This is a genomic window from Pseudomonas sp. NIBRBAC000502773, from assembly GCF_006517195.1.
Taxonomy (GTDB): Bacteria; Pseudomonadota; Gammaproteobacteria; order Pseudomonadales; family Pseudomonadaceae; genus Aquipseudomonas; species Aquipseudomonas marginalis.
In genome coordinates, this window is record NZ_CP041189.1 from 4,513,222 (window position 1) to 4,528,976 (window position 15,755).

General features: G+C 61.1%; 14 protein-coding genes. 7 read left to right on the forward strand and 7 right to left on the reverse strand.

What is annotated here, in order from left to right; all coding sequences use genetic code 11:
* Window position 1: 1 nt before the first annotated feature.
* Together NIBR502773_RS20805 and NIBR502773_RS20810 are read left to right on the forward strand one after the other, a co-directional pair.
* The gene (locus tag NIBR502773_RS20805; RefSeq protein WP_027604674.1) at window positions 2–580 is read left to right on the forward strand and encodes an RNA polymerase sigma factor; all 579 of its coding nucleotides are present in this window, start codon (window positions 2–4) and stop codon (window positions 578–580) included.
* A complete protein-coding gene (locus NIBR502773_RS20810; protein WP_141156835.1) occupies window positions 577–1,554 on the forward strand; it encodes a FecR family protein in 978 nt (325 codons plus the stop codon). Before NIBR502773_RS20805 ends, NIBR502773_RS20810 begins: the two co-directional genes overlap by 4 nt.
* Here the strand turns inward: NIBR502773_RS20810 and NIBR502773_RS20815 are convergent, their stop codons facing one another.
* Together NIBR502773_RS20815 and yejK are read right to left on the reverse strand one after the other, a co-directional pair.
* A complete protein-coding gene (locus tag NIBR502773_RS20815) occupies window positions 1,555–1,905 on the reverse strand; it encodes a glutaredoxin family protein (RefSeq protein WP_141156836.1) in 351 nt (116 codons plus the stop codon).
* Window positions 1,905–2,909, reverse strand: a complete 1,005-nt coding sequence (gene yejK / locus NIBR502773_RS20820; RefSeq protein ID WP_012722392.1) for a nucleoid-associated protein YejK — start codon at window positions 2,907–2,909, stop codon at window positions 1,905–1,907. Before yejK ends, NIBR502773_RS20815 begins: the two co-directional genes overlap by 1 nt.
* A 396-nt stretch (window positions 2,910–3,305) precedes the next feature.
* Between yejK and NIBR502773_RS20825 the strand changes: the two genes are divergently transcribed.
* Window positions 3,306–3,587 carry an HU family DNA-binding protein gene (locus NIBR502773_RS20825; protein WP_003188840.1) on the forward strand — a complete coding sequence of 94 codons (282 nt, stop codon included), beginning with the start codon at window positions 3,306–3,308 and terminating at the stop codon, window positions 3,585–3,587.
* A 68-nt stretch (window positions 3,588–3,655) separates the two neighbouring features.
* On the opposite strand, the gene rlmF is transcribed toward NIBR502773_RS20825, so the two are convergent.
* From rlmF to NIBR502773_RS20850, 5 genes are all read right to left on the reverse strand, one after another.
* Complete coding sequence (gene rlmF, locus NIBR502773_RS20830) at window positions 3,656–4,672, reverse strand: 23S rRNA (adenine(1618)-N(6))-methyltransferase RlmF (RefSeq protein WP_141156837.1); 1,017 nt, start codon at window positions 4,670–4,672, stop codon at window positions 3,656–3,658.
* 239 nt (window positions 4,673–4,911) lie between these two features.
* Window positions 4,912–7,758 carry a valine--tRNA ligase gene (locus NIBR502773_RS20835; protein ID WP_108573909.1) on the reverse strand — a complete coding sequence of 949 codons (2,847 nt, stop codon included), beginning with the start codon at window positions 7,756–7,758 and terminating at the stop codon, window positions 4,912–4,914.
* A gap of 149 nt (window positions 7,759–7,907) precedes the next feature.
* Window positions 7,908–8,300, reverse strand: coding sequence for a DNA polymerase III subunit chi (locus NIBR502773_RS20840; protein ID WP_115487676.1), 393 nt, complete (start codon window positions 8,298–8,300; stop codon window positions 7,908–7,910).
* Window positions 8,301–8,307: 7 nt separating this feature from the next.
* Window positions 8,308–8,736, reverse strand: a complete 429-nt coding sequence (locus NIBR502773_RS20845; protein ID WP_141156838.1) for a DNA polymerase III subunit chi — start codon at window positions 8,734–8,736, stop codon at window positions 8,308–8,310.
* A 167-nt stretch (window positions 8,737–8,903) separates the two neighbouring features.
* The gene (locus tag NIBR502773_RS20850) at window positions 8,904–10,394 is read right to left on the reverse strand and encodes a leucyl aminopeptidase (protein ID WP_065924182.1); all 1,491 of its coding nucleotides are present in this window, start codon (window positions 10,392–10,394) and stop codon (window positions 8,904–8,906) included.
* A gap of 285 nt (window positions 10,395–10,679) precedes the next feature.
* On the opposite strand from NIBR502773_RS20850, the gene lptF reads away from it, so the two are divergent.
* The 4 genes from lptF (at window position 10,680) to lepB (ending at window position 15,682) form a co-directional block, all read left to right on the forward strand.
* Window positions 10,680–11,798: an LPS export ABC transporter permease LptF gene (lptF, locus tag NIBR502773_RS20855; protein WP_027604666.1), complete on the forward strand. Its 1,119-nt coding sequence runs from the start codon at window positions 10,680–10,682 to the stop codon at window positions 11,796–11,798.
* Window positions 11,791–12,870: an LPS export ABC transporter permease LptG gene (gene lptG, locus NIBR502773_RS20860; RefSeq protein ID WP_065938634.1), complete on the forward strand. Its 1,080-nt coding sequence runs from the start codon at window positions 11,791–11,793 to the stop codon at window positions 12,868–12,870. Before lptF ends, lptG begins: the two co-directional genes overlap by 8 nt.
* A gap of 152 nt (window positions 12,871–13,022) precedes the next feature.
* Window positions 13,023–14,822 carry a translation elongation factor 4 gene (lepA, locus tag NIBR502773_RS20865; RefSeq protein ID WP_027604664.1) on the forward strand — a complete coding sequence of 600 codons (1,800 nt, stop codon included), beginning with the start codon at window positions 13,023–13,025 and terminating at the stop codon, window positions 14,820–14,822.
* Window positions 14,823–14,827: 5 nt separating this feature from the next.
* Entirely contained in the window at window positions 14,828–15,682 is an 855-nt protein-coding gene (gene lepB / locus NIBR502773_RS20870; protein WP_027604663.1) for a signal peptidase I, read from the forward strand.
* Window positions 15,683–15,755: the final 73 nt, after the last annotated feature.

Sequence of the window (15,755 nt, forward strand, 5' to 3'; positions counted from 1 at the left end):
CATGATGATCAGCACCCCACCCGACTCCCAGGACAGCCCGCAGGCTGACGCGGCGGGTGGGCGTGCGCATTTCCTGCAGGTGTTCCTGTCCCAGCGTTCGCAGATGGAAGCGTTGGTGAGCCGCCGTGTCGGGTGCCGCGCCACGGCGGCCGACCTGGTGCAGGACCTGTTCCTGCGGTTTTGGCGGCGGCCATTGGTGCAGGTCGAAGAACTCAGCACCTACCTGTTGCGCTGCGCCGGCAATATCGCCATCGACCACCTGCGCAGCGAAGGCGCGCGGGTGCGCAGCAGTGAAGGCTGGCTGCCGGAGCAGCAGGATAACCAGGGCTCAGAGCCCCAGGCGGCGCTCGAGGCGGGCAACGACCTGCGGCATGTCGAAGCCGCCCTGCGCAGCCTGCCGGAGCGCACCCGGCAGATCTTCCTGCTCAACCGCATTCATGGGCGCAAGTACGCGCAAATCGCCAAGGCCATGGGCCTGTCCCAAAGCGCCGTAGAAAAACATATGATGCGTGCCCTCGAAGCCTGCAAAGCCAGCCTTCGCGAACCATCGCCATCGCGCACGCCAGGGAAAGCACCGTGAATCCGACCCCCACGCCAGACCAGGAACAAGCCGCACTGGCCTGGCTGAGCCTGTTGCACGACCAGCCCAGCAGTGGCGACCAGGCCACGTTCAGTCGCTGGCTAAGGGCAGATCCTGCGCACGTCGAAGCCTATGCCCAGGCCCAGGTGCTTTGGGAGTTGAGCGAAGTGCCGGCACGCCAACTGGCGGATGAGGACGCGCTGGCACTGCGGGGCTACCTCAATGCGATGAACACCCCGACGCGCTCGCGGGTGGTGCGCTGGTCCGGCGCATTAGCCATGGCGGCGTGCCTGGTGTTGATGGTGTCCATGGGCGCCGGTTGGCAGCCTTCGCGGTGGATCGATGACTTCGGCGCCGATTACGTGAGCGCACCGGGAGAAGTGAAAACCGTCACCCTGGCCGATCAATCCAAGGTCACGCTGGATGCGGACAGCGCCATTGCCGTGGACTTCAGCCACGGTGAGCGACATATCCAATTGCGCCGCGGTGCAGGGTTTTTCAGCGTCACCCACACCGGCGAGTCCTTTGTGGTCGAGGCGGGCGGCGGCGAAGCGCGGGTGCTGGGGACGCAGTTCGAAGTGCGTCTGCAACCGGCGGGGGCCGAGGTGACGGTGTTGTCGGGACGGGTGGGCGTGACCGCGTCGAAACAGGGGCCGCAGCAAATTCTGACGGCGGGCCAGCAAGTGGCCTACGCCGATGGCAGCGCCGATCCCTTGCACGCGGTCGACAGCGAATCCCGCCTGGCCTGGCGGGATGGCTGGCTCAACTACTACAAGGCACCGCTGGCGGAGGTGGTCAAGGACCTGGGGCGTTACTACCCTGGCCGCATCCTGCTGCTCAACGAAGCGATGGGCGCCAGGCGCGTCAGCGGCAGCTTCCCGAGCAACGACCCCCAGGCGGTACTCAACGCCTTGCAAGCGGTGCTGGGGTTCGAGCAGCACAGTCTGTTGGGGCGGGTAATCGTGGTGCGCTGATTACTTCAGAGCGGCCATGATCGCGCCAGGGTTGTAGTCGCGAATCAGCGTGCCGTTCACGTCCACAAACGGAATCCCGCCACCGCCCAGCGCTTCATACGCCTTGCGCGCCTGGGCGTCCTTCTCTATATCGACGGCCTGGTACGGAATGCCCTTCTGGTCGAGGAAGCGGCGGATCTGCTTGCAGTAGCCGCACCACTCGGTGGCATACAGCACGACCCGCGCCGACGCTCGCGTCTGCTCCGGCACCACCTGGGACGGGTTGAACAGCCGCTCGACCTTGCCCCAGTTCTGGATAACCACCACCACCAGCAACACCAGCAGGACTTTCTTGAGGACCCCGCCAAGCATCAGTTACGGCGCTTGAGCTGGTCGGTCAGTTGGGTCGGCAGGCCCTTGATGATCAGGGTGCCGGCGGCCTCGTCGTACTCGATCTTGTCGCCCAGCAGGTGCGCTTCAAAACTGATGGACAGGCCCTCGGCGCGCCCGGTGAAGCGGCGGAACTGGTTGAGGGTGCGTTTATCCGCCGGGATTTCCGGCGACAGGCCGTAGTCCTTGTTGCGGATATGGTCGTAGAACGCCTTGGGCCGATCTTCATCGATCAAGCCCGACAGCTCTTCAAGGCCCATGGGCTCGCCGAGCTTGGCCTGGCTGCTGGCGTAATCCACCAGGGTCTTGGTTTTTTCGCGGGCGGATTCGTCCGGCAGGTCTTCGCTTTCGACGAAGTCGCTGAAGGCCTTGAGCAGGGTGCGCGTCTCGCCCGGGCCGTCGACGCCTTCCTGGCAGCCGATGAAGTCGCGGAAGTATTCCGAGACCTTCTTGCCGTTCTTGCCTTTGATAAACGAGATGTACTGCTTGGACTGTTTGTTGTTCTGCCACTCGGACACGTTGATACGCGCTGCCAGGTGCAACTGGCCCAGGTCCAGGTGGCGCGACGGGGTCACGTCCAACTCGTCGGTCACCGCCACGCCTTCACTGTGGTGCAGCAGGGCGATGGCGAGGTAGTCGGTCATGCCTTGCTGGTAGTGGGCAAACAGCACGTGGCCGCCGGTGGAGAGGTTGGACTCCTCCATCAGTTTTTGCAGGTGTTCGACGGCGGTGCGGCTGAACGTGGTGAAATCCTGGCCACCCTCGAAATATTCCTTCAACCAGCCGCTGAACGGGTGCGCGCCGGATTCGGCATGGAAGAAACCCCAGGCCTTGCCTTGTTTGGCGTTGTAGCTCTCGTTGAGGTCGGCAAGCATGTTCTCGATGGCGGCCGACTCGGCAAGCTCGGAGTCGCGGGCGTGGAGAACTGCGGGTGTGCCGTCGGGTTTTTTGTCGATCAGGTGGACGATGCAATGACGGATCGGCATGGGCTTCTCGGCTGGTTGAAGGGGAGCGGTCGGCCTCCCCGAAAAGTCGCCCAGTGTACCGCACCCATTGGTCAAGACACGCGTCGAAGGGCATTTTGGATGCTCTCCGACGAGGCATATGCCTTTTTTTCACGGTTTAGAGCGATAAAGCTGACCAAATGGGTAGGTAGAAGCGGATATTTCCCCGTCTCTGTGCTAGTTTTGCCCCGTCTTACGCCAAGTCTCGGCGATAAGCGTGCATTCAGCATCTGTCAGGTCGAACCAATCCCCGTTTCAAGCATCTATAACCCCGATCTCCGTGGTTATAGCCGGGGGTGCCAGGCCATGACGGTCGGGCTCGACGGCTGACACTGCACTCTGCAATCCATATGAATTTGATAGGGAAGGAACACCACAATGGCTATTACTAAAGACCAACTGATCGCTGACCTGGCTGAAGCAGTAGACGCACCAAAAACCACCGTGCGCGCACTGCTGGACCAACTGAGCCAAGTTGTTGCTGACCAGCTGGAAAACGGCGGCGAAATCACTCTGCCAGGCGTTGGCAAACTGAAAGTGACCGAGCGTCCTGCCCGTACTGGCCGTAACCCTTCGACTGGCGCTGCCATCGAAATCGCTGCCAAGAAAGTTATCAAGCTGGTTGTGGCCAAAGGCCTGACCGACGCTGTTAACAAGTAAGACGCAGCAAAAAAAAACCGTGCTCCGGAGCGATCCGGGCACGGTTTTTTGTTGCCTGGGATTTGTCTCTATCTCACCCAGCGCTGGCGCCAGATCTGCTGTTCGTTCTTGGTCTGGAAGGTCCAGGCCACGAAACGGCTCTGCTTCTGGCCCTGGGACATTTCCACCACCTGGCTTTCCAGCACGCCGGCTTTTTTCAGGGCGGTCTCGATCGCGGGCAAGTTTGACGCTTTTGACACCAGGGTGCTGAACCACAACACCTTGTGGGCAAAGTGCGCACTCTCGGCGATCAACTGCGTCACGAAGCGTGCTTCACCGCCTTCACACCACAGCTCGGCCGATTGGCCACCGAAGTTGAGCACCGGCAATTTGCGCTTAGGATCGGCCCGGCCCAAGGCGCGCCACTTGCGCTCGCTGCCCTTGGTGGCTTCGTCCATGGATGCATGAAACGGTGGGTTGCACATGGTCAGGTCAAAACGCTCACCCGGTTCCAGCAGGCCCAGCAGGATGTGCTTGGGGTTTTCCTGCTGGCGCAACTGGATGACCTTGCTCAGGTCGTTGGACTGCACGATGGCCTTGGCGGCGGCCACGGCGATAGGGTCGACCTCCGAGCCAAGGAAGTTCCAGCGGTACTCCATATAGCCAATCAGCGGGTAGACACAGTTGGCCCCCATGCCGATGTCCAGCACCTTGACGATTGAACCGCGCGGGATCTTGCCCTCGTTGACACTGGCCAGCAGGTCGGCGAGGAAGTGCACGTAGTCGGCACGTCCCGGTACCGGCGGGCACAGGTAATCCGCCGGGATGTCCCAATGCTGGATGCCATAGAAGGCCTTGAGCAACGCCCGGTTGAACACCCGCACCGCGTCCGGGCTGGCGAAGTCGATGCTCTCTTTGCCATAGGGGTTGATGATCACGTATTGCGCCAATTCCGGCGTGGTCTTGATCAGCGCCGGGAAGTCGTAACGGCCTGTGTGGCGGTTGCGTGGGTGCAGGGTAGCCTCTTTGCGCGGCGCGACGGGTTTGGCCGTGGCTGCGGTCTTAGGCTTCTTGCGTGGAGGTTTGGGCGTAGTGGGGGCGGTCATGATGATTCTGGTGTTGGCTCAAAGTGGCGGCCATTGTCACACATTCCCGAGGATAACTCGGTCAAATGTGGGAGGGGGCTTGCTCCCGATAGCGGTGGATCAGTCAAGACTAGCCTGGCTGACAGATCGCCATCGGGGGCAAGCCCCCTCCCACATTGACTGTATTGCCAGCAAGGGATTGGGAAACACCAGGCAAAAAAAGAGACCCGAAGGTCTCTTTTTTTCACACGGATTGCCCCTTAGAGGCTGGAAATCCGCGCATGTTGCTCCGCCAGCTTGCCCAAAGCCTGTTCGGCCTCGGCCAGCTTGGCGCGTTCCTTATCGATCACTTCAGCCGGTGCCTTGTCGACGAATGCCGCGTTGGACAGCTTGCCGCCCACCCGCGCCACTTCACCTTGCAGGCGCAGGATTTCCTTGTCGAGACGGGCCAGTTCCGCGCCCTTGTCGATCAAGCCGGCCATCGGCACCAGCACTTCCATGTCGCCGACCAGCGCGGTCGCTGACAGTGGCGCTTCGGCGCCATCCGCCAATACGGTGATCGATTCCAGCTTCGCCAGCTTCTTGAGCAGCGCATCGTTCTCGGTGAGACGGCGCTGGTCTTCGGCGCTGGCGTTCTTCACGAATACCGCCAGGGGCTTGCCCGGGCCGATGTTCATTTCGGCGCGGATGTTGCGCGTGCCGAGCATCAGGGTCTTGAGCCACTCGATATCGCTCTCGGCCGCCTCATCGATACGTGCTTCGTTGGCCACCGGCCAAGGTTGCAGCATGATGGTCTTGCCGTCTTTGCCGGCCAGCGGCGCGAGGCGTTGCCAGATTTCTTCGGTGATGAACGGCATGAACGGATGCGCCAGACGCAAGGCGACTTCGAGCACGCGTACCAGGGTGTGACGGGTGCCGCGCTGACGTTCGATCGGCGCGTTTTCGTCCCACAATACGGGCTTGGACAGTTCCAGGTACCAGTCGCAATACTGGTTCCAGATAAACTCGTACAAGGCCTGTGCGGCCAGGTCGAAACGGAACTGGTCGAGTTGACGGGTCACTTCGGCTTCGGTGCGCTGCAGCTGCGAGATGATCCAGCGATCCGCCAGGGACAGCTCGATGGCCTCGCCGTTCTGGCCGCAGTCTTCGCCTTTGTCCAGCACGTAGCGCGCGGCGTTCCAGATCTTGTTGCAGAAGTTGCGGTAGCCTTCGACGCGGCCCATGTCGAACTTGATGTCGCGACCGGTGGACGCCAGCGAGCAGAAGGTGAAGCGCAGCGCATCGGTGCCGTAGCTGGCAATGCCGTCGGCGAATTCGTCGCGGGTCTGCTTCTCGATCTTCTTCGCCAGTTTCGGCTGCATCAGCCCCGAGGTGCGTTTCTGCACCAGGGTTTCCAGGTCGATGCCGTCGATAATGTCCAGCGGGTCGAGGACGTTACCCTTGGACTTGGACATCTTCTGGCCCTGGCCATCCCGCACCAGGCCGTGCACGTACACGGTCTTGAACGGTACCTGCGGCGTGCCGTCCTCGTTCTTCACCAAGTGCATGGTGAGCATGATCATCCGGGCAACCCAGAAGAAAATGATGTCGAAGCCGGTGACCAGCACGTCGGTGGAGTGGAATTTCTTCAGGAATTCGGTCTGCTGCGGCCAGCCGAGGGTGGAGAAGGTCCACAGGCCCGAGCTGAACCAGGTGTCCAGTACGTCGTTGTCCTGTTGCAGCGCCACGTCCGGGCCGAGGTTGTGCTTGGCGCGTACTTCGGCTTCGTCGCGGCCCACGTAGACCTTGCCCGACTCGTCGTACCAGGCCGGAATGCGGTGCCCCCACCACAGCTGGCGGCTGATGCACCAATCCTGGATGTCGCGCATCCACGAGAAGTACATGTTTTCGTACTGCTTGGGCACGAACTGGATACGGCCGTCTTCCACGGCGGCAATCGCCGGCTCGGCCAGGGGCTTGGTGGACACGTACCACTGGTCGGTCAGCCACGGCTCGATCACGGTGCCGGAACGGTCGCCCTTCGGCACTTTCAGGCCGTGGTCATCGACGCTGACCAGCAGGCCGGCAGCGTCGAAGGCGGCAACGATCTGCTTGCGCGCTTCGAAACGGTCGAGGCCGGCGTATTCGGCCGGGATCTTGCCGTCGATGCTCTCGTTCAGCGTACCGTCCAGGTTGAACACCTGGCAGGCCGGCAGCACGGCGGCATTCTTGTCGAAGATATTCAACAGCGGCAAGTTGTGGCGCTTGCCGACTTCGTAGTCGTTGAAATCGTGGGCCGGGGTGATTTTCACGCAGCCGGTGCCGAATTCAGGGTCGCAGTAATCGTCGGCGATGATCGGGATGCGGCGGCCTACCAGCGGCAACTCGACGAACTTGCCGATCAGTGCCTGGTAGCGCTCGTCGTTCGGGTTGACCGCGACGGCGGCGTCGCCAAGCATGGTTTCCGGACGGGTGGTGGCGACGATCAGGTAGTCGTTGCCCTCAGCGGTCCTGGCACCGTCCGCCAGTGGGTACTTGAGGTTCCACAGGAAACCTTTCTCGTCGTGGTTCTCCACTTCAAGGTCGGAAATTGCCGTGTGCAACTTGGTGTCCCAGTTGACCAGGCGCTTGCCGCGGTAGATCAGGCCGTCTTCATGCAGGCGCACGAAGGCTTCTTTCACCGATTCCGACAGGCCGTCATCCATGGTGAAGCGCTCGCGGCTCCAATCGACGGACGAACCGAGGCGACGGATCTGACGGCTGATGTTGCCGCCGGACTGGTCTTTCCACTCCCAGATTTTTTCCAGGAATTTCTCGCGACCCAGGTCGTGACGGTTCTGGCCGGTGGCTTCGAGTTGGCGCTCCACCAGCATCTGGGTGGCGATACCGGCGTGGTCGGTACCTGGTTGCCACAGGGTATTGCGGCCCTGCATGCGGCGGAAACGGATCAACGCATCCATGATCGCATTGTTGAAGCCATGGCCCATGTGCAGGCTGCCAGTGACGTTCGGTGGCGGGATCATGATGGTGTAGGACTCGCCCGCGCCTTGCGGAGCGAAATAGTTCTCGGACTCCCAGGTGTTGTACCAGGAAGTTTCAATAGCGTGCGGCTGGTAGGTCTTATCCATGCGCGGCGGGACCCTAGTTGGCATATATTCAGGAAAGCCGGCAAGTATAACGGGGGATAGGGCGCAGGGCGAGGCGAAGGCGGGCTTAAGGTGCAGGCAATCAAATGTGGGAGGAGTTTGCCACCTCCCACAGGGGATCTATGGACGGTTCAAGACTGGTACTGGCTGAGCAGCCGCTCCATCCGCGCATCCATCCGGCGCTTGATCTCGGTTTCGATATGGGGGGCAAAGTCGTCGATCACGTCTTGCATGATCAATTGCGCAGCGGCACGCAGTTCGTTGTCCAAGTGCAGCAGCAGGGCGTCGGGGCCCTTTTCAGCCGCAGCAGGGGCAGCGTCCACGACAGCGGGGGCTTCGACAACCGGTTCCGGGGCAACCTGCTTGCCACCGACCATGTCGAACAACAGCGGAATCTGTACCTCGCCATCGGCCTGTTCGGTCAATAGCGGCGGTTGCAAGTCATCATCACCCAGCAACTGACGAATCGACTCGAGGTCGTCCAGCAGGTGGTCATCTTTTTTTGTCGGGTTGGGAGTGTCCATCATGTACTCAAAGTCGTTGTAGCCGGTGATCTTGCAAAGGATAGCCCTGTTCGCGGTAGAAACGGAAACTCTCCCGCGCGGCCTGACGAATAGCCGGATCTTCCACCACCACTTCCGCCACACGGGCGAAGGCCTTGGCAAAAGTCGGTACTTTCAGGTCCAGGTTGACCAGCAGGTCCTGGTGATTGCCGCAACTGTCCCCCAAACCCAGGACAACCTGGCCTTCGGGTTCTGATTCTGCGGGGCCGTGGGGCACGAAGCTTTCGCCCTTGAAACGCCACAGGCGGGCGTCGAGCTCGTCGCGTTGGGCGGCGTCGCTGCAATGCAGGTAGATGCGGTGGCCCATGCGCCAGGCTTTCTCGGTGAGTTTGCAGGCGAAGTCCAGGCGCGCGAGCGGATCGGCGCTGGGCAATATATAGAAGTCGACTTGGGTCATTGCGGTTCCTGGGCTGCCGCGCCTGCCGCCGTCATAATGTAGGAGCGAGCTTGCTCGCGAAGAACCTGAGAACAATGCGTTCATCCAGGATGAACGCGTTATCGTTGACGCTCTTCGCGAGCAAGCTCGCTCCTACAGTTGACCGCGGCAGGCAGCCGGGCAGGTGTTTAGGCTTTGGCGCGGTCCAGCAGGTATTGGGTCAGCAATGGCACCGGACGGCCGGTGGCGCCCTTGTCCTTGCCGCCGCTGGTCCAGGCAGTGCCGGCGATGTCCAGGTGTGCCCAGTTGAAGTTCTTGGCGAAGCGCGACAGGAAGCACGCAGCCGTGATGGTGCCGGCTTTCGGGCCGCCGATGTTGGCGATGTCGGCGAACGGGCTGTCCAGCTGCTCCTGGTACTCATCGAACAGCGGAAGTTGCCAGGCGCGGTCGTCGGCGGCCTTGCCGGCGCTGAGCAGTTGCTCGATCAGCTCGTCGTTATTGCCCAGCAGGCCCGAGGTGTGGGAACCCAGGGCCACGATGCAGGCGCCGGTCAGGGTGGCGATATCGATCACGGCCTGTGGCTTGAAGCGCTCGGCGTAGGTCAGGGCATCGCACAGCACCAGGCGGCCTTCGGCGTCGGTGTTGAGGATTTCCACGGTCTGGCCGCTGAGGGTGGTGACGATGTCGCCCGGACGGGCCGCGCCGCCGCTCGGCATGTTTTCGGCGCAGGCCAGGATGCACACCAGGTTGATCGGCAGCTTCAGTTCCAGCACGGCGCGCAGGGTGCCGAATACGCTGGCGGCGCCGCCCATGTCGTACTTCATCTCGTCCATGCCCAGGCCCGGCTTGAGGCTGATGCCGCCGGTGTCGAAGGTGATGCCTTTGCCGACCAGGGCGTAAGGCTTCTCGGACTTCTTGCCGCCGTTGTATTGCATCACGATCAGGCGTGGTGGCTGGTCGCTGCCCTGGCCCACGGCATAGAACGAGCCCATGCCCAGTTCCTTGATCTTCTTCTCGTCCAGGACTTCGACTTTCAGGCCCTTGAACTCTTTACCCAATGCCTTGGCCTGTTCGCCCAGGTAGGTCGGGTGGCAGATGTTCGGCGGCAGGTTGCCCAGGTCGCGGGTGAACGACATGCCATTGGCGATGGCCTGGGCGTGGGTCACGGCGCGCTCGACTTCAGCCTGGGCGGCCTTGATGGTCAGCAGGGTGATTTTCTTCAAGGCGCGGGGTTCGGTTTTCTGGCTCTTGAACTGATCGAAAATGTAGCCGCCGTCCACTAGGGTTTCGGCCAGCAGGCGAGTCTTGCCGTAGCTGTCACGGCCTTTGACGACGATTTCATCGAGCGCCAGTGCCGCATCGCTGCCGCCCAGGCCCTTGAGGGTGTTGAGGATGCCGCTGATGATCTTGCGGAACGGACGGTCGCCCAGTTCAGCGTCCTTGCCCACGCCCACCAGCAATACGCGGTCGGCTTTCAGGTTGGGCAGGCTTTGCAGCAGCAGGCTTTGGCCGACTTTGCCGGCCAGGTCGCCGCGCTTGAGGACCGCGCTGATCGCGCCGCCGCTGAGTTCGTCGAGCTGCCTGGCGGCTACGCCGAGCTTGCGGCCTTCGCCGATGGCGACCACGAGGGTGGCGGTTTTCAACGTTTCGGGGCTAACGCTTTTTACAACCAATTCCATTTTCGGGTCCCTTATATAAGGTCTGAGAGCCTGGCGTCTGTACGCAGGCTTTAAAGCTTGGCGGCTGTGTAAACCGCCAGCGACAAAGGCCGCAGTTTGAACCTCGCCGGCGGAGCCTGACAACCCTTGCCACCAGCTTTGTGCGTGCGCATGAGGTTGCGCAGTGACAGGCGCGGTCAATCACAGGATAATGCGCCATCTTTTTAGCCGGCCCGGTGCAAACGGGCTGACTCGGTATGCTTGCTTGTTTGGCCGCCTTAGCCTGACAACCCTGGAGTGTCTGGTTTGATCGTCTTCCGTTATCTGTCCCGCGAAGTCCTGTTGACCCTGAGTGCCGTGAGTGCGGTCCTGCTGGTCATCATCATGAGTGGTCGTTTCGTCAAATACCTGGCCCAGGCTGCCTCCGGCGCCCTGGACCCAGGCTCGCTGTTCCTGATCATGGGCTTTCGCCTGCCGGGATTCTTGCAACTGATCCTGCCGCTGGGCCTGTTCCTCGGCATCTTGCTGGCCTATGGCCGCTTGTACCTTGAAAGTGAAATGACCGTGCTCTCGGCCACCGGCATGAGCCAGCAGCGCCTGCTGGGCATGACCATGATTCCGGCGGCCGGCGTTGCGCTGATCGTGGCCTGGTTGAGCCTGAGCCTGGCTCCCCAGGGCGCCATGCAGTTCCAGCTGGTGCTGAACAAGCAGGACGCGATGACCGAGTTCGACACCCTCGAGCCGGGCCGTTTCCAGGCACTCAATGACGGTTCACGGGTGACCTACACGGAAACCCTGACCGACGACCGCGCCAACCTGGGCGGTGTGTTCATCTCCGAGAAACGGTTTGGCCAGGACAAGAAAGACCGGGGCATTTCCGTGCTGGTGGCCGATTCGGGCCGCCAGGAAGTGCGTCCTGACGGCAGCCGCTACCTGATCCTGGAAAATGGCTATCGCTACGATGGCAGTCCAGGCATGGCTGACTATCGCGCGATCAAGTACGACACTTATGGCGTGATGCTGGCCCGCCCGGACATCAGCGACGAAGTCACCGACCGCGACGCCATCCCCACGGCGGACCTGCTCGGCAGCAAGGAATTGCGTTCCATCGCCGAGCTGCAATGGCGGATTTCCCTGCCGCTGCTGGTGTTTATCGTGACCCTGATGGCCGTGCCGCTGTCGCGCGTCAACCCGCGCCAGGGCCGTTTCCTCAAGCTGTTGCCGGCGATCCTGCTGTACATGGCTTACCTCACCATCCTGATTTCCGCCCGTGGCTCCCTGGAGAAAGGCAAGCTGTCGCCGGTCCTGGGCCTGTGGTGGGTGCACGGCATGTTCCTGGTGATCGGCCTGGGGCTGCTGTATTGGGAGCCTATTCGTTTGAAAATGATGAGCCGTCGTGGCCAGAAGGAGTTGGCTCGTGGCTAAGCTCGATCGCTACATTGGTAGCAGCGTCCTGATCGCCATCCTGGCGGTACTGGGTATTATCCTGGGCCTGGCCTCATTGTTCGCCTTCATCGATGAAGTCGGCAACGTCAGCGACACCTATACCGTATGGGACGTGCTCAGCTACGTGGCACTGACCGCGCCGCGTCGTCTCTACGACATGATGCCGATGGCCGCGCTGATCGGTTGCCTGATCGGCCTGGGCAGCCTGGCCAGCAACAGCGAACTGACCATCATGCGCGCCGCCGGTGTGTCCATCGGGCGTATCGTCTGGGCGGTCATGAAGCCAATGTTGCTGCTGATGCTGTGCAGCGTGCTGATCGGTGAATACGTCGCGCCGCCGGCCGAAACCACCGCCCAGGCCAATCGCGCCCTGGCCCAGGGCTCGGGCGATGCACAAAGCGCCAAGCATGGCCTGTGGCACCGCCAGGGTGATGAGTTCATCCACATCAACGCCGTGCAACCGGGCGGGCTGTTGATCGGTGTGACGCGCTACACGTTCGACAAGGAACGTCACATGCTGTCGTCCAGTTTCGCCAAACGCGCGCAGTACAGCAGCGAAAAGTGGCAACTGACCGACGTCACCACGACTTACTTCCGCAATGTCGGCCAAGGCACAAAGGCCAGCACCGAAGTGATCAATGTGCCGAGTGAAGAGTGGGATATCGCCCTCAAGCCGGAACTGCTCAATACGGTGGTGATGATCCCCGAAAGCCTGCCGATCTCCGGGTTGTGGGGCTATATCCACTACCTCAAGGATCAAGGCTTGAATAACGGTCGTTACTGGCTGGCATTTTGGGTCAAGGTGTTGCAGCCGGTGGTGACCGCCGCACTGGTGCTGATGGCGATCTCGTTCATCTTCGGTCCCTTGCGCTCCGTGACCCTCGGCCAGCGGGTATTCACGGGCGTGCTGGTAGGTTTCACCTTCCGCATTGCCCAGGACCTGCTCGGCCCGTCGAGCCTGGTGTTCGGGTTCTCGCCACTGTTTGCAGTGCTGGTGCCGACGGCTATCTGCGCCCTGGCCGGCTTCTGGCTGCTGCGCCGAGCGGGCTGATAGCGCACCGATGGATAAAAAAATGCCCCGCTCGGATGAGTGGGGCATTTTTGTTCTGGTCAGCAAAGATGACGCCCGGCCTGAGCATCAGGTACAATTCCCGGCTATTTTTCAGCGGGCAATCTGCCTGCAGCCTTTTTGAGTGTTGATCCGTGAGTGATTTGAGTCATATCCGCAATTTCTCCATCATCGCCCACATTGACCATGGTAAGTCGACGCTGGCCGATCGATTCATCCAGATGTGCGGCGGCCTTGCCGAGCGTGAAATGGAAGCCCAGGTGCTGGACTCCATGGACCTCGAACGCGAGCGCGGGATCACCATCAAGGCCCACAGCGTTACCCTGTACTACACCGCCAAAGACGGTATCAAGTATCAGCTGAACTTCATTGACACCCCGGGCCACGTGGACTTCACCTATGAAGTCAGCCGCTCCCTGGCGGCCTGCGAAGGTGCGCTGCTGGTGGTGGACGCGGGCCAGGGCGTTGAAGCCCAGTCCGTGGCCAACTGCTACACCGCCATCGAGCAAGGCCTGGAAGTCATGCCGGTGCTGAACAAGATCGACCTGCCACAGGCCGATCCGGACCGCGTAAAAGAAGAAATCGAAAAAATCATCGGCATTGACGCCACCGACGCCGTCGAGTGCAGCGCCAAGACCGGCCTGGGCGTCGACGAAGTGCTCGAGCGTCTGGTCAAGACCATTCCAGCCCCCACCGGCAACTACGAAGATCCGCTGCAAGCGTTGATCATCGACTCCTGGTTCGACAACTACCTGGGGGTTGTGTCCCTGGTACGCGTGCGCCACGGCCGTGTGAAGAAGGGCGACAAGATCCTGGTCAAGTCCACCGGCAAGATCCACCTGGTGGACAGCGTCGGTGTATTCAACCCCAAGCACACCGCGACCACTGATCTGAAAGCCGGTGAAGTAGGCTTCATCATCGCCGGCATCAAGGACATCCACGGTGCGCCGGTGGGTGACACCCTGACCTTGAGCTCCACCCCTGACGTCGACGTGCTGCCGGGCTTCAAGCGCATCCAGCCGCAGGTCTACGCCGGCCTGTTCCCGGTCAGCTCCGACGACTTCGAAGACTTCCGCGAAGCCCTGCAAAAGCTGACCCTCAACGACTCGTCGTTGCAGTACACCCCGGAAAGCTCCGACGCCCTGGGCTTCGGCTTCCGCTGCGGCTTCCTCGGCATGCTGCACATGGAAATCATCCAGGAGCGCCTGGAGCGCGAGTACGACCTGGACCTGATTACCACCGCGCCGACGGTTATTTTCGAGCTGCTGCTCAAAAACGGTGAAACGATTTACGTCGACAACCCGTCCAAGCTCCCAGACCTGTCTTCCATCGAAGACATGCGCGAACCGATCGTGCGGGCCAATATCCTTGTGCCGCAGGAACACCTGGGCAACGTCATTACCCTGTGTATCGAAAAGCGTGGCGTGCAGCACGACATGCTGTTCCTCGGTACCCAGGTGCAAGTGACCTACGATTTGCCGATGAACGAAGTGGTCCTGGACTTCTTTGACCGTCTCAAATCCACCAGTCGCGGCTATGCTTCGCTGGATTACCATTTCGACCGTTACCAATCGGCTAATCTGGTGAAACTGGATGTGCTGATCAACGGCGACAAGGTCGATGCCCTGGCACTGATCGTGCACAAGGACAACGCGCACTACAAAGGTCGCCAGTTGACCGAGAAGATGAAAGAACTGATTCCGCGCCAGATGTTCGACGTCGCGATCCAGGCCGCCATTGGCGGGCAGATCATTGCGCGAACCTCCGTCAAGGCACTCAGAAAGAACGTACTGGCCAAATGCTACGGTGGTGACGTCAGCCGTAAGCGCAAGCTGCTTGAGAAGCAAAAGGCCGGTAAAAAACGCATGAAGCAAGTGGGCAACGTGGAAATTCCACAAGAAGCCTTCCTTGCGGTGCTCAGGTTGGATAGTTAGGTCCTATGTCGCTAAATTTCCCGCTGTTGCTGGTCATCGCCGTTGCCGTTTGCGGTCTCCTGGCGTTGCTCGATCTGGTGTTCTTCGCCCCGCGTCGACGGGCGGCTATCGCGTCCTATCAGGGCAGCGTCAGCCAGCCCGACGGCATGGTGATCGAGAAGCTGAACAAAGAGCCTTTGCTGGTTGAATACGGCAAGTCGTTCTTCCCGGTGTTGTTCATCGTGCTGGTGCTGCGCTCGTTCCTGGTGGAGCCGTTTCAGATCCCGTCGGGGTCGATGAAACCTACCCTGGACGTGGGCGACTTCATCCTGGTGAACAAGTTTTCCTACGGGATTCGCCTGCCGGTGATCGACAAGAAGGTCATCGAAGTCGGTGATCCACAGCGCGGCGATGTGATGGTGTTCCGCTACCCGAGCGACCCGAACGTCAACTACATCAAACGTGTGGTAGGCCTGCCGGGCGACGTGATTCGCTACACCAGCGACAAGCGCCTGTTCATCAACGGCGAGTCGGTGGCCGAGAAGCTGATCGGTTCCGAACCGAACAGCCTGGGCAGTGCCGAGCTGTACCAGGAAAAACTCGGTGCGGTAGAGCACGAAATCCGCAAGGAAATGAGCCGCTACCGCGCCATGCCTGATGGCGAGTGGAAAGTGCCGGCCGGGCACTATTTCATGATGGGCGACAACCGCGACAACTCCAATGACAGCCGTTACTGGGATGACCCCAGCATTCCCAAGGACCTGCTGGGCATGGTTCCCGACCAGAATATCGTCGGCAAGGCCTTTGCGGTCTGGATGAGCTGGCCGGAACCCAAGCTCAGCCACCTGCCGAACTTCTCGCGGGTCGGGCTGATCAAGTAATACAAGCGGCGCTGTGCACACAGCGCCGAATGCTTTTCTGGGGCCTGGACATTTTCCGTCCCCGTGCAATACC

Bases quoted from the DNA above. Each gene is read 5' to 3' on its own strand.
- NIBR502773_RS20805 (WP_027604674.1), top strand. From the start codon at position 2: ATGATGATCAGCACCCCACCCGACTCCCAGGACAGCCCGCAGGCTGAC.
- NIBR502773_RS20815 (WP_141156836.1), bottom strand. From the start codon at position 1,905: ATGCTTGGCGGGGTCCTCAAGAAAGTCCTGCTGGTGTTGCTGGTGGTG.
- yejK (WP_012722392.1), bottom strand. From the start codon at position 2,909: ATGCCGATCCGTCATTGCATCGTCCACCTGATCGACAAAAAACCCGAC.
- NIBR502773_RS20825 (WP_003188840.1), top strand. From the start codon at position 3,306: ATGGCTATTACTAAAGACCAACTGATCGCTGACCTGGCTGAAGCAGTA.
- rlmF (WP_141156837.1), bottom strand. From the start codon at position 4,672: ATGACCGCCCCCACTACGCCCAAACCTCCACGCAAGAAGCCTAAGACC.
- NIBR502773_RS20835 (WP_108573909.1), bottom strand. From the start codon at position 7,758: ATGGATAAGACCTACCAGCCGCACGCTATTGAAACTTCCTGGTACAAC.
- NIBR502773_RS20840 (WP_115487676.1), bottom strand. From the start codon at position 8,300: ATGGACACTCCCAACCCGACAAAAAAAGATGACCACCTGCTGGACGAC.
- NIBR502773_RS20845 (WP_141156838.1), bottom strand. From the start codon at position 8,736: ATGACCCAAGTCGACTTCTATATATTGCCCAGCGCCGATCCGCTCGCG.
- NIBR502773_RS20850 (WP_065924182.1), bottom strand. From the start codon at position 10,394: ATGGAATTGGTTGTAAAAAGCGTTAGCCCCGAAACGTTGAAAACCGCC.
- lepB (WP_027604663.1), top strand. From the start codon at position 14,828: ATGTCGCTAAATTTCCCGCTGTTGCTGGTCATCGCCGTTGCCGTTTGC.